The 22,651-nt window shown below is 51.8% G+C and carries 21 protein-coding genes and 1 other RNA gene; 8 read left to right on the top strand and 14 right to left on the bottom strand.

Annotation, left to right across the window (positions count from 1 at the left end; translation table 11 throughout):
• The first annotated feature begins 6 nt into the window (after positions 1 to 6).
• Positions 7 to 654 carry a photosystem II biogenesis protein Psp29 gene (gene psb29, locus SIB64_RS09350; RefSeq protein ID WP_413439964.1) on the top strand — a complete coding sequence of 216 codons (648 nt, stop codon included), beginning with the start codon at positions 7 to 9 and terminating at the stop codon, positions 652 to 654.
• Here psb29 and SIB64_RS09345 read toward each other — a convergent pair.
• The 3 genes from SIB64_RS09345 to petN are packed head-to-tail and all read right to left on the bottom strand — an operon-like array spanning position 636 to position 2,398.
• Entirely contained in the window at positions 636 to 2,126 is a 1,491-nt protein-coding gene (locus SIB64_RS09345) for a hypothetical protein (RefSeq protein ID WP_413439963.1), read from the bottom strand. The two genes, psb29 and SIB64_RS09345, sit on opposite strands and share 19 nt — an antisense overlap.
• A gap of 5 nt (positions 2,127 to 2,131) precedes the next feature.
• Positions 2,132 to 2,269, bottom strand: coding sequence for a hypothetical protein (locus SIB64_RS09340; protein WP_413439962.1), 138 nt, complete (start codon positions 2,267 to 2,269; stop codon positions 2,132 to 2,134).
• A gap of 27 nt (positions 2,270 to 2,296) precedes the next feature.
• On the bottom strand, positions 2,297 to 2,398 hold the full coding sequence (petN, locus tag SIB64_RS09335; RefSeq protein WP_028951966.1) for a cytochrome b6-f complex subunit PetN: 102 nt from the start codon (positions 2,396 to 2,398) through the stop codon (positions 2,297 to 2,299).
• Between the two features lie 71 nt (positions 2,399 to 2,469).
• Between petN and clpS the strand changes: the two genes are divergently transcribed.
• Complete coding sequence (clpS, locus tag SIB64_RS09330; protein WP_413439961.1) at positions 2,470 to 2,766, top strand: ATP-dependent Clp protease adapter ClpS; 297 nt, start codon at positions 2,470 to 2,472, stop codon at positions 2,764 to 2,766.
• Between the two features lie 20 nt (positions 2,767 to 2,786).
• Here clpS and SIB64_RS09325 read toward each other — a convergent pair whose 3' ends face one another.
• Complete coding sequence (locus SIB64_RS09325) at positions 2,787 to 3,014, bottom strand: hypothetical protein (RefSeq protein WP_413439960.1); 228 nt, start codon at positions 3,012 to 3,014, stop codon at positions 2,787 to 2,789.
• A gap of 74 nt (positions 3,015 to 3,088) precedes the next feature.
• Here SIB64_RS09325 and SIB64_RS09320 point away from each other — a divergent pair, with 74 nt between their 5' ends.
• Positions 3,089 to 3,364: a DUF2103 domain-containing protein gene (locus SIB64_RS09320; protein WP_413439959.1), complete on the top strand. Its 276-nt coding sequence runs from the start codon at positions 3,089 to 3,091 to the stop codon at positions 3,362 to 3,364.
• Between the two features lie 28 nt (positions 3,365 to 3,392).
• Here SIB64_RS09320 and SIB64_RS09315 read toward each other — a convergent pair whose 3' ends face one another.
• From SIB64_RS09315 to SIB64_RS09300, 4 genes are all read right to left on the bottom strand, one after another.
• Positions 3,393 to 3,680: a hypothetical protein gene (locus tag SIB64_RS09315; RefSeq protein ID WP_413439958.1), complete on the bottom strand. Its 288-nt coding sequence runs from the start codon at positions 3,678 to 3,680 to the stop codon at positions 3,393 to 3,395.
• A gap of 160 nt (positions 3,681 to 3,840) precedes the next feature.
• Positions 3,841 to 4,024: non-coding RNA, 6S RNA (ssrS, locus tag SIB64_RS09310), on the bottom strand.
• Positions 4,025 to 4,030: 6 nt separating this feature from the next.
• Positions 4,031 to 5,209 carry a 5-(carboxyamino)imidazole ribonucleotide synthase gene (locus SIB64_RS09305; protein ID WP_413439957.1) on the bottom strand — a complete coding sequence of 393 codons (1,179 nt, stop codon included), beginning with the start codon at positions 5,207 to 5,209 and terminating at the stop codon, positions 4,031 to 4,033.
• Between the two features lie 56 nt (positions 5,210 to 5,265).
• On the bottom strand, positions 5,266 to 6,156 hold the full coding sequence (locus SIB64_RS09300) for a carbohydrate ABC transporter permease (protein ID WP_413439956.1): 891 nt from the start codon (positions 6,154 to 6,156) through the stop codon (positions 5,266 to 5,268).
• A gap of 84 nt (positions 6,157 to 6,240) precedes the next feature.
• On the opposite strand from SIB64_RS09300, the gene aroB reads away from it, so the two are divergent.
• Positions 6,241 to 7,362: a 3-dehydroquinate synthase gene (aroB, locus tag SIB64_RS09295; RefSeq protein ID WP_413442963.1), complete on the top strand. Its 1,122-nt coding sequence runs from the start codon at positions 6,241 to 6,243 to the stop codon at positions 7,360 to 7,362.
• Here aroB and SIB64_RS09290 read toward each other — a convergent pair.
• Positions 7,331 to 8,518, bottom strand: coding sequence for a class I SAM-dependent methyltransferase (locus tag SIB64_RS09290; protein ID WP_413439955.1), 1,188 nt, complete (start codon positions 8,516 to 8,518; stop codon positions 7,331 to 7,333). The genes aroB and SIB64_RS09290 overlap by 32 nt on opposite strands.
• Before the next feature lie 31 nt (positions 8,519 to 8,549).
• On the opposite strand from SIB64_RS09290, the gene SIB64_RS09285 reads away from it, so the two are divergent.
• Positions 8,550 to 9,359: a TPM domain-containing protein gene (locus SIB64_RS09285; RefSeq protein WP_413439954.1), complete on the top strand. Its 810-nt coding sequence runs from the start codon at positions 8,550 to 8,552 to the stop codon at positions 9,357 to 9,359.
• Here the strand turns inward: SIB64_RS09285 and SIB64_RS09280 are convergent.
• The 3 genes from SIB64_RS09280 to SIB64_RS09270 form a co-directional block, all read right to left on the bottom strand.
• Positions 9,350 to 10,075 carry an endolysin gene (locus tag SIB64_RS09280; RefSeq protein ID WP_413442962.1) on the bottom strand — a complete coding sequence of 242 codons (726 nt, stop codon included), beginning with the start codon at positions 10,073 to 10,075 and terminating at the stop codon, positions 9,350 to 9,352. The genes SIB64_RS09285 and SIB64_RS09280 overlap by 10 nt on opposite strands.
• A 227-nt stretch (positions 10,076 to 10,302) precedes the next feature.
• The gene (locus tag SIB64_RS09275) at positions 10,303 to 11,385 is read right to left on the bottom strand and encodes a hypothetical protein (protein WP_413439953.1); all 1,083 of its coding nucleotides are present in this window, start codon (positions 11,383 to 11,385) and stop codon (positions 10,303 to 10,305) included.
• Complete coding sequence (locus SIB64_RS09270) at positions 11,379 to 12,227, bottom strand: TIGR04168 family protein (RefSeq protein ID WP_413442961.1); 849 nt, start codon at positions 12,225 to 12,227, stop codon at positions 11,379 to 11,381. The genes SIB64_RS09275 and SIB64_RS09270 overlap by 7 nt, the downstream gene beginning before the upstream one ends.
• A 53-nt stretch (positions 12,228 to 12,280) precedes the next feature.
• Here SIB64_RS09270 and nadA point away from each other — a divergent pair, with 53 nt between their 5' ends.
• Positions 12,281 to 13,213, top strand: a complete 933-nt coding sequence (gene nadA, locus SIB64_RS09265; protein ID WP_413442960.1) for a quinolinate synthase NadA — start codon at positions 12,281 to 12,283, stop codon at positions 13,211 to 13,213.
• Between the two features lie 521 nt (positions 13,214 to 13,734).
• Positions 13,735 to 18,231, top strand: a complete 4,497-nt coding sequence (locus SIB64_RS09260) for a multicopper oxidase domain-containing protein (RefSeq protein ID WP_413439952.1) — start codon at positions 13,735 to 13,737, stop codon at positions 18,229 to 18,231.
• Between the two features lie 257 nt (positions 18,232 to 18,488).
• On the opposite strand, the gene SIB64_RS09255 is transcribed toward SIB64_RS09260, so the two are convergent.
• Positions 18,489 to 18,803 carry a Nif11-like leader peptide family RiPP precursor gene (locus SIB64_RS09255; RefSeq protein WP_413439951.1) on the bottom strand — a complete coding sequence of 105 codons (315 nt, stop codon included), beginning with the start codon at positions 18,801 to 18,803 and terminating at the stop codon, positions 18,489 to 18,491.
• A gap of 2,368 nt (positions 18,804 to 21,171) precedes the next feature.
• Between SIB64_RS09255 and SIB64_RS09250 the strand changes: the two genes are divergently transcribed.
• Entirely contained in the window at positions 21,172 to 22,158 is a 987-nt protein-coding gene (locus SIB64_RS09250) for a ligase-associated DNA damage response exonuclease (RefSeq protein WP_413439950.1), read from the top strand.
• Here SIB64_RS09250 and SIB64_RS09245 read toward each other — a convergent pair.
• Positions 22,155 to 22,625, bottom strand: coding sequence for a hypothetical protein (locus tag SIB64_RS09245; protein ID WP_413439949.1), 471 nt, complete (start codon positions 22,623 to 22,625; stop codon positions 22,155 to 22,157). The two genes, SIB64_RS09250 and SIB64_RS09245, sit on opposite strands and share 4 nt — an antisense overlap.
• Between the last annotated feature and the right edge of the window lie 26 nt (positions 22,626 to 22,651).

Here is a 22,651-nt window from a genome sequence, read left to right as displayed (position 1 = left end):
CAGGACTTGGGCGACCGTCAGACCATCGCTGACAGCAAACGCGCATTTCATCAGCAATTCCCTTACGTCATCTCCCCTCTCTACCGACGGATGAGCGATGAGCTGTTGGTGGAGCTGCATCTGCTCAGCCACCAGAAGCATTTCAAAACCAACGCTTTGTTCGCGGTGGGCCTGCAGACCGTTTTCAAGGCGTTCACCCAGGGATATCGCCCGGAGAACCACACCATCCCGCTCTTCGAAGCCCTCTGCAGCAGCAACGGCTTCGAAGCCGAGAGTCTTCGCAACCAGGCGGACGCGACCCTGAATGAAGCCAGACAGCATTCAGATCAAGAACTGGAATCTTGGATCACCCAGTTTCGGCTGGACGACGACAGCCACTACTCCCGGCTCATGGGGATCGGTGTGTTCAGCCTGCTCGAAGTCGCGCAAGCTGACTCGGGCAAGATTCAGGTTTCAGATCTGAAAGATGACGCTGCGGGACTCGCTGAGCGACTGAATATTTCCGCTTCGCGGCTTGAAAAGGACATCACGCTCTATCTCAGCAGTCGTGAACGGCTGGAACAGGCCGTTGAACTGATGGAAGAGACCTTGGCAAGTGATCGTCGGAAGCGTGAACAACGCCAGGCAGAAACCACTCAGGGGAGCACCAAATAACCGGAGATCAAGCGCCAGTCGTCATGGCTGGTCCCTGACCCCTCCAGAGGCTTCACAGAGAACCCGAGAGTATGAGCTCTGCGAACGGGTGCAGGCCAAGTTTTAGGGATCAAGCCAAGACCATGGAGTTTTGATGGACGGACACGGGCTTGGAGATGTCCAGCATCGGTCAGGAACACCGGAGACATCTTCAGATCGGGTTGCCTCGCGAGCGTCATCTGCAACGACATGTTCCCAGCGTCAGGGGAGCTGCCGTGATTCCAACTCCATCCACCAAGCAACCGCTTGGTGTTCTGTTTGTAGTCATACCAAAGGATTTTCTCCCCGTCGTTCTCACCTTTTGATGTCTTGAATCGGCGCTGTTTTGAAAAAAGTCCTCTGTTTTTCAAACGATTGCTCACAGTCTTCAAGCTGCTAAGAGCATCTGGATTGGGTGATGGCAACACCAAATCAAGCTGAACCGCCGCCTGAAACGGACCTTTCTGGTTTTGGAGCACCTGCAAGTTGAGGGGGGCAGCAAGCAGCTGATTGCGGAGGTTCGAAATCAGGCCATAGTTGCTTTCGAGTCCATCTCTGATCAACGGAGTGTTGAGCAGGGAACCCAGAAGCGTTCGGGCTGAATGGCTTTGAAGCCTGAGCAGGGGGCCTTGCTCTCCAGGGTTGAGGGCATTTGAGGGGTTTGTTTCAGCAGCCTGGTTTGTTTCAGCAGCCTGGTTGGACAAGCTCGCTCTTAAAAAGGCACGCGGATCGGGAGGAACAAGACGTTTTGAGGCTTCACGAAGAGACCTGGAGGCCACCACCCCAATCCAACGCAATTCACGACCGCGAAACTCGATGGCCACACATCCGTGGGATGCACTTCGCAGCAGAGGCGTCAAGGCCCCCGCCATCGAGGCAACAGCAGAGGGTTTCCACAGCACTGCTGTTGTGGTGTTCAGTTGATCGAAACACTGTCGCTCGATCGGAGGAGAGACGACTCCAGCTGGACTGAACCGTTGATCAAAGGTTTGGCGGTTCAGTGCATCGGCAAACAGCAAGATCAAGCCGCGGTGGAGACGAACCGACTCCGATGCCTTCAGGACTTTGGGGTCGAAATCTCCAGCGGTGGCAGCATCGAGGATCTCCTCCTGGAGGATGAGACAGGGCTCACCTTCCTCTGGCCATGCCTGCCACCAGAGTTCGCCATCACGGTGTGCCCAGAGATCGGCGGCGTTCTGCTCACCGAGGCGTTCAATCCACAACGACGGAATCTTCGCCTCGGATTCGATATGGAAGCTCTGCACCATGGACAAACCCTCACTGATCTCTATCAGGGGGTCATCAACAAAAACAGAGTTCTGGAGCTCCGTTGAATCAGAACGAATCAAGTTGATCAGAACCGTCGCAGGAGCAACGGTCAACGTTGAAACAAGAAACGCAGTGACGGGATAGGAGCGATAAAGGTCCAGAGCCGTCCTCAAAAACCGTTTCAAGACGATCAACGCTTTGAGATCTGCCTCCGGCGGCGATCACGCCACTCAACGACGGAGAGATAGACGACTGAGACGGAAACAAACACAAGAAGGATCGCCGCAATCAGAGCAAGGGACTGGTTCAGCTGAAGAGAGGCGATCAACGGGGAATTTCGGAAAATAACGTCGACTCAGAAATTCAGCGTGCCGTCACCATTACGCCCCCACACGACCATGGCGATCGAAAAACTAAAGGTGGCAGCCAAGGCAGCCCAGGCGAGGGTGAACAACATGCACTTGACCTATGGAATGATGGGATCTTACCTAGGGTCATGACGTTGAAAGCGCAGCTTCGGCAACTGTCATGAGCAGCTCCAGCCCTGGTTCATCAACGCTGCTGGAGAGAGCCAGGACGGAGCAGCGCTATCCGCAGGCCCGCGTGATCGTTCTCGACGATGACGTCAACACCTTTCAACATGTGGTTGACTGCCTCAGAAAGATCATCCCAGGGATGAGTGAAGAAAAGGCCTGGGCACTGGCCAATCAGGTAGACAGCAAGGGCTCGGCAGAGGTGTGGTGTGGTCCTCTTGAACAGGCTGAGCTTTACCACCAACAACTTGCTTCTGAAGGACTCACCATGGCTCCGATCGAACGCTGCTGAAAAGAGGCATGTCCGTCAGTTCATGCAGCCGGTTTCCTGTTCGCTTTAGTGATCCGAAGCATGTCGATGGTTCGGAACCGTCGCTGGCGCGCATCAAGAACGTATTTCACGACCCTGCCAGGACATATGGCAAGTCCTCGCACTTCCTTGCCATGCAGCTCAACGGTGAGCATCCTTGCCTGAGGTCCACAACGATCCTCAAGTGGACCGGCGACGGCCAGGCGTAGATCGTCAACGGATCGAAGCATCACCTTGGTGAGGCGCTCTCCATGACATAGCCATGACCGCTAACTTCGATCAGAACTAGCGATTTAGTACCGATTTGGGCCGGGTTGTAATCACCCACAGCACGTATGTCCAGGGATTGATTCCCTGGTTGAAGGCCCTTGCTCGCGAATCGGCCATCCAAACCATTACTCCGGCCGTGATCAGCCGCGTGAAGGGCCGCAGTCCAACACTCCAGCTGAGGGTCTCCATTCCGATCAGAGGGGGATACAAGCTTGTCGCCCGCCGCGGTACCACAGTGCAGGAGGTGTTTGTGGTGACGGAACTAGACCGCGACTCGCTCCAAAAGACCGTGAACCGCCATCGTCCCTGAGGGATTCAGTGCCTGTTCTCCACGCTGTTCAGTTTTGATCCACATCGAGGGCCTGAACACAGGACTCGCGATGCCCTTCTCGCAACTCCGGTTCATTGCGACAAAGCTCTGCCCAGTCCTGGCGCCTGAAACACTGCGGCAGGAGCGCACGGCAGGAGATTTCAGCGTCGTCAGCGCGGAAGACCACCGGCGCTGCGCGCAAGGATTCAGCGTTACCTCGCGCCCCAAACTCCATGGCGATCGCGACAACGCTGCAGCCGCAAAGCAGAAACCGAAAGGGAATCCGTGGCCCAAGGGAATAGGAAGACTTCACCATCTCAATGGCATTGATGCGTTGGCTAACTCACGACAAGTGACAGACAAAAGACTGATCCGCAGAGCGCAGCGTGATCAAGCGGCAAAGGCCACCTCGTTGAGAGCCTGAGGGCCTGATGGCTTGTCTTGAGACACCACTCCGGGCAGTGAATCTGGGAATGGGGTGAACCGCCATGCCGTGCACCTCCTTGTGGTCGACCTGGATGAACCAGAAGGGGAGGCAAAGTGGGGATTCGTTTCCGGCAACGAGGCCGGTCTACTGCACCATCACGACAGTCTCCCCAAGTCGAAAGAGAGTCAGATCAGAGCACTAGAAGGAGGCCGTCACCAACATGGCAGTTCCCCTCAAGTTTAATCGCTGCTCTCTGCTGCAGCAGGCCAGATCGAGCGGATCGTCTGCAATGTGCGCAGGGCTTCCTCTGTACGGAACGCAGCATCGGAACCTTCGAGAAGAACAGTCACATGACCAAGTTTTCGACCCGGTGTCTCAGGAGTTTTTCCGTACCAGTGCAGATGGGCGTTTGGCAGCTGGTGCAGGGCCTCGAGTCGTTTCTCAAGGGAAAGGTTGGCGTTATCCCCCAATCCCAACAGGTTGATCATCATTGCGCCCTGACTCACCATCAGGGGAGAAGGAACCGGCAATCCAGCAACGATGCAGAGCTGTTGATCGAACTGGCTACTGCTGCATGCATCGATTGAAAAATGACCTGAATTGTGGGTTCGAGGTGCAATTTCATTCACCTGCAAACCAACCGGCCCGTAAAAGAATTCCAACGCCAACACACCCACATAATTCAGCTTGGTGAGAAGGGAAGCAGAAACGTTGTATGCGAGCGCTTCAACGGACTGAGACACAGGTGCTGGAGCCAGAACCCAGTCGCAAATCTGTTGGGATTGGTGGGTCTCCACCAGGGGAAAGCGATGAATTCGCCCCTTCGAATCGCGACTCACAACAAGGGCCAGCTCATGGTCGTAGTTCACCCAGGTTTCCAGCAGCCATTCCGTAGTGGTCACCCTGCGGATGAGCTGAGCGAGCTCCTCCACGTTGTTGAGCACAAGCGTGCCCTTGCCGTCGTATCCACCTCGAGACGCCTTGGCCATCACCGGGAACGACCATCCGGTCGGTAGGGCAGGCTGGGCTGGAGAGACGCGGCTCAGCGGAATCCAGGCTGGGCAGGGAATATTCAGATCAGCGAGCAGCTGGCGCTGCGAAAGCTTGTCGACCAAGGGCGCAAGAGCTGCCAAGGCCGGTCGAAACCTCACCCCCTGTTGTTCCAGTGGGATGAGGGCATCAATGTTGACCCATTCATTCTCGAATGTGACACCCGCACACCCTTGAACCAGCTCGCGGGTTCCCGCCACATCCCGTGAATCAGCATGAACCAGGCGGCAAGCCCCCTCGGCGGCTGGATCGTCGGATGATGCCGTTTGGACCACAACGCCCACCTGGCGCGCCTTGGCAGCCTGAACAAGCATTCTCGCCAGTTGCCCCCCTCCCACAACTCCAATCATGGCGGCAGAGCTGGACATCGCGTCAGGCGATTGCTGATGTCCGAAGCTTGCCACTCTGCCTGGCCCTCAGCTGGTCAAATCAGCGCCCGATCACCGCTGAAGGCGAGGCGAACCAGGGTTAACAGCATGACGAGCAGAAAGAGAGCCAGCCCAAGGGTGCAGGCATAACTGATTTCAAGCTCTGCAAAGGCTTGGTCGTAGACGTAGTAAACAATCGTGCGGGTTGAATCGGCCGGGCCACCCTGGGTCATCAGAAAAACCTCCTCGAACACTTTTGTGGCCGCGATTGATGACACCACCGCCACAAGCGTGATGTAAGGACGCAATAGAGGGAGCGTGATGTCCACATGTTGGTGCCAACCCTCGCTGCCATCCAATTCAGCCGCTTCGTACAACTCCCCAGGGATGCCCTGGAGACCAGCCAGAAAAATCACCATGTAGTAACCGAGTCCCTTCCACAAGGTGACAAGCATCACTGCCGGCAAAGCCAATTGCGGGGCAGTCAAAAATCCGATCGGTGTGATGAAATCTCCGAACGCGGCAACCAACCAGCCGTTGATCAATCCGTTTTCGGCGTAGAGCCAGCGGAACGCGATCGCTGCAACAACGATCGAGACAAGAACCGGTGTGTAAAACGCTCCCCGCAGAACATGCATTCCGGGCAAACGACGATTCACCAAAACGGCTAGGGCTAGTGAACCGAGAACAATCGGCGGCACAACGCCTATTAAATAGAGAAATGTGGTCGTGCTGACCTTCCAGGCCATTGGATCCGACAGGAGGCGCCGGATGTTGGCCAGCCCCACAAAGCGAAGCGGCTCACTGACATCCAGGCCCGTGGAGCTGAAGCTCATCACCAGAGCCATCAGAGCAGGGATCAGCACCGACAGTGTGATCAGCACCAAAGCCGGCAACAGAAAAGCCCAAGCCACAAGGCTGTTGCGCAGCTGTCGTGAGGGCGCCATCAAAATGTCCGGCCTTGGCCGACCTTATCCGCTCCAACGGCTGTCTGAACGGCAAAGTGGGCTGTGACGATTGTCTTCCTACCCATGGCCATCGCTCCGAATCTGCAGCATCGCCAGATCGCGGTCGCCCTGGAGCAGGATCCCTACGAGGTGATCATTGGCGATGGTTCCCTTGAAACGCTCGGTGATGCACTGCTCCGCATCGGGATTCAATCTGGGCGAAAGATTCTGTTAGTGAGCAATCCAGACGTCGCCGGTCCCTACGGAGAAGCATGTTTGAACGCTCTTCAAAAGGCTGGTTTCGATGTTGAGTTGCTGCTGATCGAGGCGGGCGAGGATCAGAAAACCCTCGCCACGGTTGCCCAAATCCACGACGCTGCCTTTGCTCAGAAATTGGAACGCAGCTCGTTGATGCTGGCCCTGGGCGGTGGTGTCGTTGGTGACATGACTGGCTTTGCAGCCGCGACTTGGTTGCGGGGGATCGGCGTGATTCAGGTCCCCACAACACTTCTAGCGATGGTGGATGCCTCGATCGGAGGCAAAACTGGCGTCAACCATCCTGGCGGGAAGAACCTGATCGGCGCATTTCATCAACCAAGATTGGTGCTGATTGATCCGGCGACCCTCGCCACGCTGCCGATCCGGGAGTTCCGAGCTGGACTGGCAGAAGTCGTGAAGTACGGAGTCCTTGGGGATCCGGAGCTGTTTGAACTGCTGGAACAGTGCCCCCATCCAGACCATCCCGAAGGACTGGGACGGGATCGCCTCGAAACAATCCTGGAACGTTCAGCTGCTGCGAAAGCCGCTGTGGTCGCCGCCGATGAGAAGGAAGGTGGTTTAAGGGCGATTCTCAACTACGGCCATACCTTTGGGCATGTGGTGGAAACCCTCTGCGGTTACGGCACCTGGCTGCATGGCGAAGCCGTGGCAATCGGCATGGTCGCCGTCGGAGAATTGGCTGTGCAACGCGGCAGCTGGAGCCGGGCCGAAGCGGAACGGCAGCAGCAGTTGATCAAACGGATGCAATTACCGACAAGATGGCCATCCCTGGAACCGGATGCCGTTCTTCAGTGCCTCCAGGGAGATAAGAAAGTGCGGGATGGCCGCTTGCGGTTTGTGATGCCCAAAACGATCGGAGCCGTTGAAATCCGCGATGACATCACGCTGGAGGAGATCAGCCGCACCCTCGAGGCTCTGAAAGTTTGAACAAGTCAATCTCAATCTCTTTCCCGTAAAGCAACCAACGGAACTCGCCAAGCCCCGCCGGATCAACCAATCGCAACAGGGCCTCGCGCCGTTGAAACGCCGTAGCCAGCTGGCTGGGATCCAACGATTGAAGAGAATGCAATCTCTCAGCAAGACCCAGTGCCAGCAGGGCTTCCCCTTGACGGCAGCTTGAGATGGCGGTCCACCCCATGCGTACCGCTGCAGCCGTCAGTGATTCGATGCAGAGATGAGCTGTCAGATCCTGTTGCCCTGGTGTGTGGAGCCAATCCTTTGAGCCCTGCTGAGCGGAGTACGCCAGCAGTGTTCCCTCAGCGCGCTGACGGGTGTAATACCGCCTGGCCTCGAGGGCGTAATCAATCACCAGCAGGACTCCCTGCTCGAGGGCCGCACCAGCCTGAGCAAGCCAGGGTTCCAGCGAAACATGCCATTCACTGGTCCAGCCATCCTCAGCATTATCCGGAGGAAGGGGAACGCCAAGGTCCTGTTGGAACAGCTCAATGCTTTGCTGCTGCGCATCTGAAAGAGGCAAGGCAAGCTGCTTCAGGACCCCATTGGCGTCCAACGCGACTCCTTGCAACCACAACTGCTGTTGCCGGAGAATCAGCCGATCAACCGGAAGAGCATCCAGGAGCTCATGGGCGAGGATCACGCCACGGATCGGCGCATCATGGAGCTCTTCCAGACTGCACCAGCGGATCGGAATGTCCTGAACGCAAGCAAGACGCTGTTGCTGGCGCCGCATCATCCCAGGGTTCCTCTCCACAAGGATCAGCTCGATCACGTCACCGAGATCAGGGATCAGGGCCGCGAGAGCGACAATCAGATCCGCGGCCAAGTGCCCCTCTCCAGGGCCGACATCAACAATCGATAAACGCCCCGCTTCGCCTGACCTGGCCTGAAGGACACCGATCCAGTCGGCAAGTTGCCTGGCGAGCAAGGCCGCAAAATCTGAGCCAAGCGAAGGAGAGGTGACGAAATCTCCTTGAGGCCCAATGCAGGCTTTACCAGACCCGTAATAACCGTGGTCCGGGTCGTTGAGGACCCAGTCCATGAATTGCCGGAAGGTCACGACCCCCCCTGCCTGTTGCAGATGATGGGCCAACCAGGCTGGACAGGCCGCAACCTTCGGTTCCATTGGTGAGAATGCCTTTCACTGCAGCAGGTCCATGGCAACACATCGATTCCGAAGGCTGTGGACCGGACTGCTCATTCTGATGATTGGTGTCGGCATTGCTTCTCCAGCGCATGCCTATGACAATCCCGACCTTCTGCCCGACCATCCGACGCCGGTGATCGACCTGGCTCGCGCGTTCAGCGATACGCAGCGGGATGGCCTGGAACAGACTCTCGACCAGTTTGAGGAAAACACAGGCTGGAAATTACGGGTGCTGACCCAGTACGAACGCACACCAGGTCTCGCTCTGCGTGAGTTTTGGGGTCTCGATGAACGCAGCCTGCTTCTGGTCGCCGACCCTCGGGGCGGAAACCTGCTGAATTTCAACGTCGGAGATGCTTTTTTCGCCCTGATGCCTCGGACCTATTGGGTCGAGTTACAGACCCGTTTTGGAAATCAGTATTACGTCAAGGACCATGGTGAAGACGGGGCCATTCTTGACGCACTCAACGCGGTTGAAATCTGCCTTGAACGTGGAGGTTGTCAGGTTGTTCCCGGCTTGCCTTTGGAGCAATGGCTTTGGACGTTGACCACGTCGGTTCTTGGTGGTGTGATTGCGGGATTTGCTGGGTATCCAAGAAAGGAGGATCAGACCATCGCTTGGTCGTGGTTGCTGTTGCTTTCTCCGCTCTGGGTGATGCTGTTCGGGGTGTTCGGTATCGCGCCCGTGATCACCAGGACATCGGACGTTTTACCACTACTCAGAAACAGCCTCGGATTTCTTGGGGGTGCAGTTCTTGCCTACCTCATCGCCCAGGCGACAGTCGGTCGTCGCCTGAATGCGGATGCTGATCAGAGTTGAGTCGCGCATTCAATTCGTGAGCCTGTGCAGACCTCAGGCTCAGCTTTCAAATTGGCCAACGCAGCCCTTTTCTCATCCCTGAGGCGTCGGAGCTCCAGGAGATTGACGTTGTAAAACGATTTAAGCCGGGCGTATTTCTTGACCGGCTGGCCGTAGTAGCTGCGACCCGCCAAGGTTGGAAACGAAGCCCACTCCGGAGCGAGTTTGGCAGTCAGGATGGGGGTGAGACTTCCAGCATCAGTCAGAGGAAGAGCTTTGCGACGCTCGATCAGAAAAAGAGCACCCTGATCCTGGGCCGCAGGCCCAAATCCCACCACACCAATGCTGCGTTGCACCAGATTCCAAGTGAACGGCATGAATTGGTAGGCCCCAGCTGCCGCACTGGCGTAGCGAGAGCTGTAAATCACTCGATCGGGGTGGCGATTCATGTTCGGCATCAGGCCACCACCGAACATGACGCGATATCCCACATCGAGGCCGCCTCGCCAGGTGCCCTCAGCGAAACGGATGGTGTTAAGCATCGCCCGGCGCTCGGGAGTGATGATGTAGGGGAGGGCTCGCGAGGGAGCGGCATCGGGCGGGCTCAGCAATTGAGCTCGGGATGCTGGAGGAAGAATGCTTGCCTGCGCTGGTTGGATCGCAAGGTTGATGGGCAGAAGTCCAGAAAAGACGGTCGCAACGAGAGAGATTCGACCGATCGTTACCTGGAGAGCCATAAGGAGCATTCAGAGGACATTTGCAAGGAAGGCGTCAGAAGCGGATGACGCTTCATCGCTTTAAAGCAATGAATTTTCCTTCGGAGACTCTGTCGAACAGAACTGCTGAAGGAATGGGTAAATATGCCAGTCAACCAATCGAACACCTTTATCAACTAGGCCATTGAATTTCGCAACATCAATCACACTGAGGGAGAAATTGCATCATTGAATACAATTTAGCGGGATCAGATTCGTTCCGCCAAAGTCACAATGGCGGATGCAGCCTGTGCAGCGCCATCTGCAGGCAATCCTCCTTGCTCAGCCATCTGGAGCGGCCGGTCCAACCCCCAGTCCCCCCGTATGTAGGCGGAGCGGGACAGGATCAGGTGATTGGCATGGTTTTTGAGGCCCTGCATGAGTGCACTGACTTCAGCGAAATCCAAGCGCTCAACAACGTGCAGGCCAACGCCTGCGGCCATCACTTCGCAGAACGTGCTGAACCCTGGTTTCCCAAGATGCCGGCTGCACAATGGCATCAGATCCAGAGGCCGCACGCCATCGGGGAGCAACGTGAGATTGGAGATCCCCTGAAACGCAAGGTGAGTTGATTGCTCCACTGGCCTTGGCATCAGAAAGTGGTGATCGGGCCAGCAGCCAAAATGTCGAGGGTCAATAGGCAGACACAGCCCTCCGAAACCAACCATCACCATTGGGTTCTCGATGCACTGCAGCTCCTTCAGAAAATGAAGGGGTAGAGCGCGAGCTCGGCTGGTGACCAAGCCAAGCGGCAACTCCGGCAGTCCCCAATCCATGGGGAGATCGAATGGACAACGCAAGAGAAAGTCCGCACGCCGGTAGGCCTGCTCTGCCCTCTCGGCGTGCTCTCGTAGCCGCCCCCCGAACGGTGCATAGATCGCATCCCAACCGAAATTGCCCAGCCAAACCAGCGGACAGCCCAGCTGCGCTGAAAGGTCAGCGGCGGAGGGGGGAATGTCGGCAAGGATCAGAACCTCGTCGCCCTGCGCCCTGATCCAGCCGGCTTCGTCTTGCAGCTGGTCGGGGAGAACCTGATCAAGACGCTCAAGTGCCTTGAGCGTTCCCTCCGGATCACTGCCCAGTGCGTCGGCTTGCTCCATGCCCACATCCCACTGAAGAGAACGGATTTCAACGGATGAGATGCCGATCAACAGCTTGAGAACAGCTGCAGGCAGCTTTGAACTGAACACCAGCCTCCAGTCGGGACGAAGCTGATGAAGTTCCTGGAGAACCGCAGCGTCTCGCGCTGCATGGCCGAAACCATGGCTGCTGCTGCAGACATAAATCAGCATGCGACGGAGTTCTGCAAAGGCAAAACCTCCTCATGGATCAGAGCCGCATCGGAGCTGTACCAGCGATGACTGAGGTGGGTGAGCCGCGCATCGACAAACTCAGCCCAAGACAGATGCATCAGAGATCGACCCGATTGATCGACCCCCAGGCGTGGCACACAAGCGGCATTCACATAGGCCGTACCCCGGCGATCCTGAAGCAGGCTCTGACGTAAACCACTGCTGCGCTTGAGTTTGTGGTGCATGTGGCCGAACACCACAAGATCGGCAGGGCGCTGTCGCGCCATCAGATCCAAGGCAAGAGCTAGGTCCTGATCACCCCAATCAATGGCCGGTGTCTTCCAATCGCGGCCACAGGGACTGGCGGGGTCTGACCCCAGACCGGACGGACCGCAGTGGGCAAGAACAACCAGGGGGAGATTGGATGGAGCCGCGTTGGCAGCATCAGCGATACGCCTTGCAGACTCCTGGAGAGTGACCGGTCCGTAGACCGCCTCCACGGCTTTGGAAAGTTGATAGCCACCACCGGCACTGCAGGGCCGTGCTCCCACCACCGAAAGGGCCGGCGAGCTCCACTGCCGCCGCCCCCAGGCACAGTGATTGTTACCGAGCAAGGTGAGCTGCTGGCGGAGAATCTCGCCACTGCGATCGCGACCACGATCGTGATTCCCGAGGATCACTGCCAAGGGATAGGGCAGGGAGGCGATGCGACGGGTCAGTCGTAAGTCACCGTCGCTGAGATCACCCACAAAAAAAACGGCATCAGGCCGCAGCTGCTCGAGCAGACGCTCATCAGCATCGCTCCAGGAGCCGTGGAGGTCGCCGGCGATGGCGAGGCGCAGATGCGACAGAGCTGATGCCTAGGCTGGAGCCATCCTGCCTCGGTCCCGTCCCCATGAGCGCTGACACCGTCCTGGTTGCGGCGATCGAACAGCTGAAAAAGGAACGCAATGCCATCGTCCTGGCGCACTACTACCAGGAACCTGAAATTCAGGACATTGCCGACTTCATCGGCGATTCCCTGGAACTGTCACGAAAGGCCGCCAGCACCGATGCGGACGTGATCGTCTTCTGCGGGGTGCACTTCATGGCAGAGACCGCAAAAATCCTCAGTCCGGAAAAAACGGTGGTGCTGCCGGATCTCGACGCTGGATGTTCCCTTGCAGACGATTGCCCAGCCGATGAATTCGCTGACTTTCGCGCCCAGCATCCAGATCATCTGGTGGTGAGTTACATCAACTGCACAGCAGCTGTGAAGGCACAGAGTGATCTGATCTGCACAAGCAGCAACGCGGTGGATCTGGTTCGGCAGATCCCTGAAACCCGCCCTGTGTTGTTCGCACCAGACCAGAACCTCGGACGGTGGGTACAACGGCAAAGCGGACGGGACTTAACGCTCTGGCCAGGACGCTGCATCGTCCATGAAACATTCAGCGAAGAGGCTGTTCTACAGATGAAATTGGAACATCCCGCTGCCGAAGTAATCGCCCATCCCGAGTGCCAACAAAACCTGCTCGACCTGGCTGATTTCATCGGATCCACCAGCAAACTGCTCGGATACAGCGAGAGCAGCAACGCCGACACATTCATTGTGTTGACCGAACCCGGAATCATTCACCAGATGAAACAGCGAGTTCCGAACAAAACCCTCTTGGATGTGCCTGGGCTGGATGGCTGCAGCTGCAATGCCTGCCCGCACATGCGACTCAACACCCTTGAAAAACTGCAGGCATGCCTGGAGACCCTCGAACCAGCGATTGAAATGGACGAGGAGATTCGACTCAGGGCCTTGAAACCAATCCAACGTATGCTGGAAATGAGCCTTTAATGGGATTCCAGGATGGGCAGAGATCAAAATGTCTCAACCGTCCAAGACCAATACAAATTCAAATGGGGATTGGAATGGGAATAAAACGTTTACAGCTCGTGGACGAGCAAACATCAACATCCACCAAGATCAGAACCAGGAAGAACAATCAAACCACTCGATTCTGAGTTTAAAAATAATTGAAATTCCAGCAAAGGTGTTCGTTCATGGCATAGCGCTTAAAACAATCCAGTGAAATAAAGCAGAGAAGAACTGAAATTCGAAACCAAAAAGAGATCAAATACTATTAACGATCCTCGAAACACAAGCCTGCCAGGATAAAACAAGCGGCAATGCTTGCGCCATCGTTAGTCAATAATGTGTTGAAAAAGATGAAGAGAACCCGATTGAGGCCAAAGCAAATCAACGAATACACGCACATACGCCTGTACAGCCAGGAAAACTAAACAATTCCTTTATAGATTGAACATTTGGCTACAGCATTTCTAGCTAGTAATCAAATTGGATATTCATAGCTTTCCATGGAAGGATTCGTCCTCGGCAATCTCTACCCCAAAAACAGAGATGGTGAACCGAATCTGGTCCTGTCGTCGTCCTACGAGCTGGACACAAACAAGGATGGACATTTTGTTGTAACTCGCAAGCAGGGAAACAATAAAAATGAAGGAGTTTTAGAAACCAATCTGTCCGTTAATACGGACTCCGTTCAAATCAATAATATCAATAGCTTCGTCAATAACTGGCTCGTACCACAGCTCAACATCGAAGACGAAAACAGAAGCGCCCGTCAATACCGTAAAACAATCCTGAGCACTTTTTCAACTCAATCACTGAACCGAACACTGGAAGACCTGAAGTACATCGGATATCGAGGTTATGGCTGGGACAAGGCCAATACAAACGAAGCACCATGGAATGAAGACGGAAAAGATAAAGATGGTAAGTACAAAAGCTCAGAAGCAAAGGAACTTCATAAGCAAATACGAAAAAACAAAAACTACCAATCATCCAGCATATGGGAAAATTATACAAATACAGACGACGTTAATTCCGTTTTCGATATTGAAACGCTGAAGGCAAATCTCGATAAAGCCCAAGATTCGCCAGATCTCTGGTATCCACGTTTTCTTTACACCTATAAAATCGACGGCCAGGAAACAACGTATCCCGGGCCAGTACTGATGTTGCCGCCTGGCGATACTCTCAAAATAAACTTTTCAAACGACATTCAAATTCCTGGCCTAACGCCAGAAGAGATGCAAGCGGCATCCCTAATCGGAAATAAGTCCTACGGATTGAATGGTGGTGCCATGGAAGGCGGCATGACCAGTACGAATTTCCACATGCATGGTGGCCATGTCAATGCCACTGGATTTGGAGACAATGTGGTGTCGCGTTTCACCACAGGTCAAAGCTGGACAACGGAAATACCCATCCCTGAAGACCATGGCCAAGGATCGTACTGGTATCACCCGCATTACCACCCTGCCGTAAATACACAACTGTACGGAGGATTGTCTGGGTTCATGCAAGTGGGCGATCCCTTGGCAAAAGTTCCAGGATTGCAAGCAACGCCAAGGAACCTGGCTGTCCTGAAAACGATGGATGTTGGTGTGAATGAAGAGTCTGGTGATTTAGAACTAGCAGCGATTGACACAGTCAATGTCCAAGGTCAACCAGTGAACAGGATGACCCTGTTTACGATTAACGGGGAATTTCAACCGTCTGAAGCCATCAAGCCTGGCTGGCAATCGTTAACACTATCAAATCAAGACAACAATTATTACTTCAACATTAAACTTGTGCAGATCAATGATGATGACACACGCACTGATGTTCCCCTATATATGTACGGCGAAGATGGCCATCAATACCCGCAAATCAGACGAGCGGAGCAAACAGTTATTGGCTATGATCAGCCCTACAAAAACAATAAGATACTACCAGAAGATAATAATAAGCCCGCAAAAGGTTACGCAAAAGCAGACGATATCATCTCAATGTCGTCAGGCAAGCGCGCAGACGTTCTTTTCTATGCTCAACCAGACACAACAATTGAAATCGAATCAGTTTACAACTTCGAGAATAAAGAAGATGGCAAGGAATATCAAATCAACAACCTCCGGTTCCAAGCCTCACAATACCAAAACCTGAGCAGCTCCAATGTCGGACAAGACAAATCAAATTCGGGTCAAGGGCCTTTAGGGAAATTCGTTGTTGACGGCTCAGGAGAATCACTCACGAACAAACAGCAAGACAAATTCATCAAAAAGGCAAACAACGATACGAAGGTTCAAATCGTTGAACCAACAACAAAAGCAGAAGATTACGACATAGAAGCGATTCCAAGTGTGGATTTGTTTGAACAAACTAAGAAAGGGGAAGATAAATGGCTTCCTGTTCGCAAGCGAGAAATGAATTACAGCGTCTTGATGTTGGTTGGCCCCAAAAGCCAATGGGATAAAGCTAATCGTGGAGCAATGGAGGATCAGTTAGGGCCAAACTGGGAATCTAAGACTGAAATCGGTAGTGAATATGGACGTTATAAATTTCTAAAGAATACTTCTGAATGGCTTGGCTACGAGAATCCCGACTTCATTAACGACCACGTGTTCCCATATGGCAACCTTAACATTGCCCAATTGGGAACGATGGAAGAGTGGCGGCTAAGGAATTGGAATTGGGGTTTTTCAGGAACAAACAGCTATTTTGTTGGACACCCCTTCCACATCCACGTCAACGATTATCAGGTCAAAGATAGCGATACAGGTTTAAGCAACAAACGGAATCTGGAAGATGTGACGATGCTTAACAGCTCCGGATATCATTATTATAATGCTGATCAAGGTAAAGTGGTCAAAAAGGAACCTTACAGTGGTGGATTTCACAAGATTAAGCCTGCAAGAAACTCAAATTTAGTTAGCAAGTTAGCCACAACGGGTGCAAATGATACAACAATCAGAATGTTATTTCAAGATTATATTGGAACCTATGTGCATCATTGCCACTTGTTGGAACATGAAGATGCAGGGATGATGCAAGTTGTGACCATCGTAGAAAATACAGCAGATAGTTGGCTTGTCCCTGCCGAAGACGAATCTTTAAAGGATGGCAATTTCACAATTTATCGCGCACAAGATTATGCAGCATTTGAACATACGATCAATCTCTCATCTGAGGAAAGCATTGAACGTGCTTCCGCAGGTGACCTCAGCGGGGACTTTGTTCAAGACATTCTGCTTGCCAGCCAAGATGCATCGGCCATAGGCCAGGTTCTGATTCTTGACGGTAGTGAAGCAAGCAATGGGAAAACGAAGGTCGCAGGACAATTCAGTCCTTATCAAAATTCGCAATTGGCACCTTGGTTGAATGCAGAGGATTTCACTGGAGATGGAAACCGCAATCTGATCACAGCAGGTTTTACTGAGGCATCTATCGATTCGAATCTTGATCTCAAAAAAATGAGAATCACTGCCTGGCAGAATGATTCGAAGGATCTAAGTCAATGGGATTCGATACAAGAAATCAATCCCTGGGAAAATCTAACCATCAAAAATGAGTTTGCGCCAGTTAAAAATCTTGAGCAGACGCAAGTCAGCTTCACGGTTGGAGATTTTAATCTCGATAACTTCAATGATTATGCCATTGCTTATGCTCTCAATGATGGTGGTTTAAGAGTTTCAATTCTCGACGGCTCCGTCTTTAGTTTGCAATATCAAACCGGCAAAAAGGAGGGCGGGTATTTTGGCAAGTATCCAATTGGAAATGATGATATTTTGGCTGACGTGATCCTTAATGATGAATCGACAGAAGAGATCAGCCAAGTTGTCTTAACAGCCGGTTTCAATAGTTATGCCCAGTCGCCCATCGAAAACCTCCTCGTCACCACACAAAATGACAATGGATCGTACCTTCATACCTTGCAACTGGCTGCTGGCCATTTTATTGCTCACTCCATACCAGAGGATGATGAAGCACTTGAGTCACTGAGCCCGATATCTGAACACGATTCTCACATGGATCACGACCATGAAGGCCATGAAGGTCATGGGCATGGCAATGAAATAGCAGCAGAAGCAGATGATGGAAGCTATCGGAACACCGGCAAAGGGGCCATGAATATTGCACCCTCATCAGCAACCCCAAGCCCACAAACTCTCAGCGACGGCATTGAGTCAGTTGCACCCGTTATCTCGGGAGCGATGGGCCAGGGAGCTGTTGTTGCTGGCTCTCAGTTAATCATTGAGCAAGGCAATGGAACAATTGGCAGGATGTCGAATTCCGATGTCATCACCAATAGCTCTGCGCAAGTAGCGATTAATCTTGATGAATTAAACGTTGTCAACGAAAATGATCTGCAGGGAATTACAGATAGTGACATGGATTCAACCTTTGGAGCAGACGATTACTACGCACGCAACAACTTAACAGCGCTTGCCAATCAGGTTTACACCAACCAAATGATATGGCCTTCGCGGCTTTCAGCATTATCTGCCAAGGTGTTGGGAACAGGTAAAACAGTCGAAAATCTGGCAGACAAAATCAATAACAAGTACTATGGTTCTATTTCAGCATATTATGGCGGCGATCTTGACGCACTTGATGCAGACACAATCATTGGAAAAGCATTCATGACTCTCTATCAGCGCCAGCCAGAGGCTGACGAGCTCGCGAAGTGGAATGAAAAAGTTGCAGACAACAGTGTAAACAAAAGTCATTTGCCGATGGAAATTCTCCTCGACACGCAAGGATCCGATCAATACCGGGTTGGACTTCTCTCTGCTGGATCGCAATGGATGACAAGTCAATACATGATTGGTGCATCAATCAAAGGATCGTTCAGCCAAGGTTTCCAGAAAGACGAAGAACGATTTAATGTGATCAAGGAGGATCTCTATGACCGACCAGCGAGCAACCTGAACAATTGGAAATCAACGCAGTCTGTGTTTGAGGACTTCACATCAACTGGTCTAACAACATTGGTGGGAACCCCAGTCTCTGACACAGGCTTCTTCTAAACGAGCATAAGCCAAGCCATCTATGATCAAAGTAAAACAGACACTTCAGGGAAACATCAATGAAATTCAATTTAAAAGGAAAACGATACTATTGTCCCATAATACCTCAGAAGAGTAATAAAGGCTAAGCGAAGAGTTTCGTATGCTTTAGCAAAAGATTTGATGATTCAGGGCAGACATATCAACCTAAAAGCACGCGGCGGAGATACATCAAATCTCAAATACATAAAAACACCAGAAAAGCTGCAAACGCTAAATTAGTTCATAAATGCAGTATCACTAAAGAATTTGTTGAGGAGATAAATGCGATTTGAAATGAAATTCATCTTTGCTTGGCTCCCCCAAAACCAGCCCCCACTCGCTGAAGCCAGGTCGTCGATAGAAATTTCTTCATCGGATTCATCCTCAATCAGCTTGTTAATCTTCACCAGAGCCTCAGCTGAAATATCAAAACCAGCATCTTTGGCGATACAAACCACGTCGTCAGGGCTAGAAGCGTGGCCAAGCATGACTTGCAACGAGGTATCAACCTCAACAGTTGCAAAAAAGGCAATAAGTTGATCTTCTAACATGTGTGTAAGATCATGTGATCATATTAGCAGAGATGTTTCAGGGAATGCCAACAGCCCAAAGAATCAGACAAAGACAACTGAATACTCCAACAACAAAGCAAATTAATGTTCGAGTTTAAGAATTAAAAAACCGACAAATAAATCAATCAACTATTGCATGGTTGAGAAACAATTACTCCATCAAAATCCCGCAAGAGTAAAATAGAAAAATCAGACAAATCACTTAAAGCCAAGGAAATTTTGTCAAAGATTAATTATTGATCAAAAGTCAATCGTACGTCTTGTCAAGAATAATTCAAAATCGCTAGTGATTGATTGCTGGCCACGCAAAAGTCTGAAGCAAAAAATATCAGAGAGAAGCTTGATTAAATAACAAGGCTTATATTAAAAAAAGAGTTATGGGTATTAGGAAGGGCGTAAATTTAAAATACTTGAAACATTAGAGAGGGCATGACATGCTTGTGCCCCTAGCCACTGACATCCCGCTGTGCTTCGTTAGTCCTATAGCCTGAAAACTTTTAAACCATCGTTCCACAGCTTCACGCTCTTCTTTGTTGCAGCGATCAAGCAGTTGTCTCAACTTGGTGTCCACGTTCAAAAATTCTTTCAAGTGATTTTGACGGTTTTCTGAAAGTGCAGTTGCAGAATCGATTACGGTCTGATGTGCAAAATGCAGCTACAGGCAAGATTTTGAGCATTTTTACTCAGCCCGTTGGAACAGACTTGCTCGGTCGTCTATTCACTACAGACGGGGAGAACACCAGAAAAGAGTAGCGATACTTACCAAATCAATAATACAAATATTCAAACTTAATAATATCGCGATACATATTAATGAGAACTGTTCAGCCAACAATGACTCAAGACCTTTCGTTCTCAGAACAAAATCATGCAGACCGATGAGTATTTATTTGTAGCGACAAAAAGATGGACGGAAGTAAAAACAAATCATACATTTGGGCACGCCGAAATTGCTTGCTTGAGCGACAATAAAATGAGTGACCAATAATCCATGAAAATAATTTTAAAAAAATTGTATTTTGAGCAAAGTGAAGTTTTAGTAAAAGTAGAAGATTAGCTAAATTGATTGAGTGATGCCTCAATAATCATGTTGTTAGGGACTGGCGGCGTTGAATCCGCTGCTGGAATGTGCTGGGCAAGAAAAAAAGATATTGTTGAATACAAGCCATTAAAGTAAATCAATACAAAAAGCGCGATAAATTTTGTATTCAATGGTGGAAGATAAATAAAAAACATTTTAAGAATAGATGTATTAGCAATGCATCATGATGAATATGAATGGTAATGGCCAGTCATACAACAGCAATGGACCATTATTCTATGGAGCTGAAGATTAAAAATTGTATGAGAAGTCAATAATTATCTAGGTTGACAGAGAATTAATTGATCTTAAAGCTTTGATCAAAATCCTGATATTTCCTAGAAATCTAGATTGTCTTCGTTCTCGGGTACAAGACAGTTGTCAACATTCAAACAGCATCAACTATTTCATTCCGAAAACTGGAGAGTGGAAAAATTAGGCTCATTGTTTATCTCAACAAAACAACAAGAAAAAAATGATAAAACAAATAACTTGTCAAAGAGAGAAGTATAGAGGAAGTTGGGCAAAGAGAAATAAAACAATTTCAACAAGAGAAGATTGGATCAGTAAATTATTTTCACAACCACAATTTATTGAATCTACAAAGATAAATTACAAAACCAAGGCAACGATCATGCCTGATACCAAGCGAAGCAGATTTCAATAGTTCAAGACAAGAGTCGTCATCAGCAAACACTTGTACACAGACTTACTTTGCTGAGCAAGAAAACTGTGCCGATAATTAGGACATCAGAAAATCGGACAACTGAAAAGCTCTTTTTACTAATTTTTTTGCGCAAAATTGTTGGCTTTTATGGCTATCTAGACGTCAATCCGCTGAGAACACGAGTAGTTCCAGCAAAGCAAATTATTATTACAGGTTAGGTAAATTTCCCCGATATAAAATATGGTAAAAGAACCCAAGTATGTAAACCAACAAGCTCAACCAATTAAAGATTTGGAGGTTGTGTTTCAACAATCTCCACAAGAGTCAGCCTTTCTCTATTTCTTTCGACAGTAGCCTGCTCCAATATTCATCCATCCCGAGGGACAAGCTTCACCATGGTCGGCGTCATCTCGTAATAAATCGGAGAGACACACTGGTTATGGCCCTTCGCCTTCGAAATCTCTTTCTGAGCCAGTGCGGAACTGGGCAAAACGAACACCGCAAGGACCAAGAAAGCGAAAAGCCGCCTCTTCTGCGAACCAAAGGGCGCATTTTAGTGACGGAGCTTTCAGACTTGCACCAGCCATCTCAGCCGCAGCGTGATCGAACGCACAGCAGAAGGGCTGTACTGCCGAGCCGCTGATGCCTGGGTTGACCCTTGGCGTCCGGTCGCAAGGGCACTGATCACCCATGCCCATGCCGATCATGCGCGGGCTGGTTGCGATCAATACTGGGCGGTGGATGTCAGCGAGGGGGTGCTGCGCCAAAGGCTCGGCCAGCACATCAACTTGCAACCAATCCCGTATGGAGAAGAAGTCTGGCTGGGACAGTGCAAAGTCTCCTTTCACAGCGCAGGCCACGTGCTGGGCTCAGCCCAGATCCGACTTGAAGCTGATGGAGAAGTGTGGGTGGTCAGCGGGGATTACAAGCGAGACCACGACCCCAGCTGTGCCCCCTTTGAGACCGTGCCTTGCGATGTGTTCATCACTGAAGCCACGTTCGGGATGCCGATCTACCGATGGCAGCGCGGCGAGGAGGTTGCCATGGCCATCAGGGACTGGTGGAAAGGAGATCAAACTCGCCCCTCATTGTTGTTCTGTTACGCCTTTGGAAAGGCCCAGAGATTGCTCGCAGAACTCCATGCCCTTGGCGTGAAGGATGAAATCCTGCTCCACGGAGCCGTCGAAACCGTGACACGCCACTACCGAACGGCCAAGGTCCCGATGGCACCAAGCCGCCCCGTGAGTGAGCTGCCCCGCAACGAGCCGCTGGGAGGGCGATTGATCCTGGCACCACCATCCGCACACCGCTCGAGCTGGATGAAGCGGTTCAAGGCACCACAGACAGCCTTTGCCTCCGGCTGGATGGCGGTGCGAGGAGCCCGCCGCAGACGCGGTTATGAAAGGGGTTTTGTGCTGAGCGATCACGCTGACTGGCCCGGGCTGCTCCGCACCATTCGCGAATCAGGAGCCAAAAAGGTGTACGTGACCCACGGTCAAAGCGACGTCCTGGCCCGTTACCTGCGAGAGAGCGAAGCAATCGATGCGGAACCGCTCGAAACCCTGTTTGAGGGGGAGTCCGATTAGGACTTGCCGATTCCATCGGGCAGTTCAGGAAGATTGAGATTCGCCTGCCGGCCCTCAATTGCAGCCTTCAACGACTCGATCATCATCGCGTTTCCACTGTCTTGGATCGCTTCCAATGCCTTTTCAAGCCGACGACGACGGTCACTGGGGTCGTCGAGGGAATCGGACCCTGCGACAGCGGCGATCGGCGCCCGATCCGAGCCTGTGGACCGGACGCTGTTCAATTGTTGAACAAAATTCTCCCAGAGGAGGGCCATGGTTGTTAGGAGATGGATAGCGGAGGCTTGCCCCATGGTCATCAGGCCGCAGAGGAGATGAGCAGCCAGAGCACAGGGCAACCAGAACCTTGCCTCAAACCAGACGTGGAACGGTGAACCCTGAAGGGAGATAACACCAAATGCAAAACCCGATGGAACAACAACCCACAGCCGCTCACGACAGGGCGGCTCAGGGGGGAGCAAATTCAACACAGTCAGATCAAGAGTTGACCGGC

This window comes from Synechococcus sp. MIT S1220 (assembly GCF_047303025.1).
GTDB lineage: Bacteria > Cyanobacteriota > Cyanobacteriia > PCC-6307 > Cyanobiaceae > Parasynechococcus.
The sequence above is the reverse complement of the archived record's forward strand: the minus strand, read 5'-3'. Positions and strand labels throughout refer to the sequence as shown.

What these genes read in the sequence shown, in the direction of transcription:
- petN (WP_028951966.1), bottom strand. Translation starts at nt 2,398, where the DNA reads ATGTTGTTCACCCTCGCCTGGGCTGCCTTGGCTGCCACCTTTAGTTTT.
- clpS (WP_413439961.1), top strand. Translation starts at nt 2,470, where the DNA reads ATGAGCAGCTCCAGCCCTGGTTCATCAACGCTGCTGGAGAGAGCCAGG.
- SIB64_RS09325 (WP_413439960.1), bottom strand. Translation starts at nt 3,014, where the DNA reads ATGCTTCGATCCGTTGACGATCTACGCCTGGCCGTCGCCGGTCCACTT.
- SIB64_RS09315 (WP_413439958.1), bottom strand. Translation starts at nt 3,680, where the DNA reads ATGGTGAAGTCTTCCTATTCCCTTGGGCCACGGATTCCCTTTCGGTTT.
- SIB64_RS09305 (WP_413439957.1), bottom strand. Translation starts at nt 5,209, where the DNA reads ATGTCCAGCTCTGCCGCCATGATTGGAGTTGTGGGAGGGGGGCAACTG.
- SIB64_RS09300 (WP_413439956.1), bottom strand. Translation starts at nt 6,156, where the DNA reads ATGGCGCCCTCACGACAGCTGCGCAACAGCCTTGTGGCTTGGGCTTTT.
- aroB (WP_413442963.1), top strand. Translation starts at nt 6,241, where the DNA reads ATGGCCATCGCTCCGAATCTGCAGCATCGCCAGATCGCGGTCGCCCTG.
- SIB64_RS09290 (WP_413439955.1), bottom strand. Translation starts at nt 8,518, where the DNA reads ATGGAACCGAAGGTTGCGGCCTGTCCAGCCTGGTTGGCCCATCATCTG.
- SIB64_RS09285 (WP_413439954.1), top strand. Translation starts at nt 8,550, where the DNA reads ATGGCAACACATCGATTCCGAAGGCTGTGGACCGGACTGCTCATTCTG.
- SIB64_RS09280 (WP_413442962.1), bottom strand. Translation starts at nt 10,075, where the DNA reads ATGGCTCTCCAGGTAACGATCGGTCGAATCTCTCTCGTTGCGACCGTC.
- SIB64_RS09275 (WP_413439953.1), bottom strand. Translation starts at nt 11,385, where the DNA reads ATGCTGATTTATGTCTGCAGCAGCAGCCATGGTTTCGGCCATGCAGCG.
- nadA (WP_413442960.1), top strand. Translation starts at nt 12,281, where the DNA reads ATGAGCGCTGACACCGTCCTGGTTGCGGCGATCGAACAGCTGAAAAAG.
- SIB64_RS09260 (WP_413439952.1), top strand. Translation starts at nt 13,735, where the DNA reads ATGGAAGGATTCGTCCTCGGCAATCTCTACCCCAAAAACAGAGATGGT.
- SIB64_RS09255 (WP_413439951.1), bottom strand. Translation starts at nt 18,803, where the DNA reads ATGTTAGAAGATCAACTTATTGCCTTTTTTGCAACTGTTGAGGTTGAT.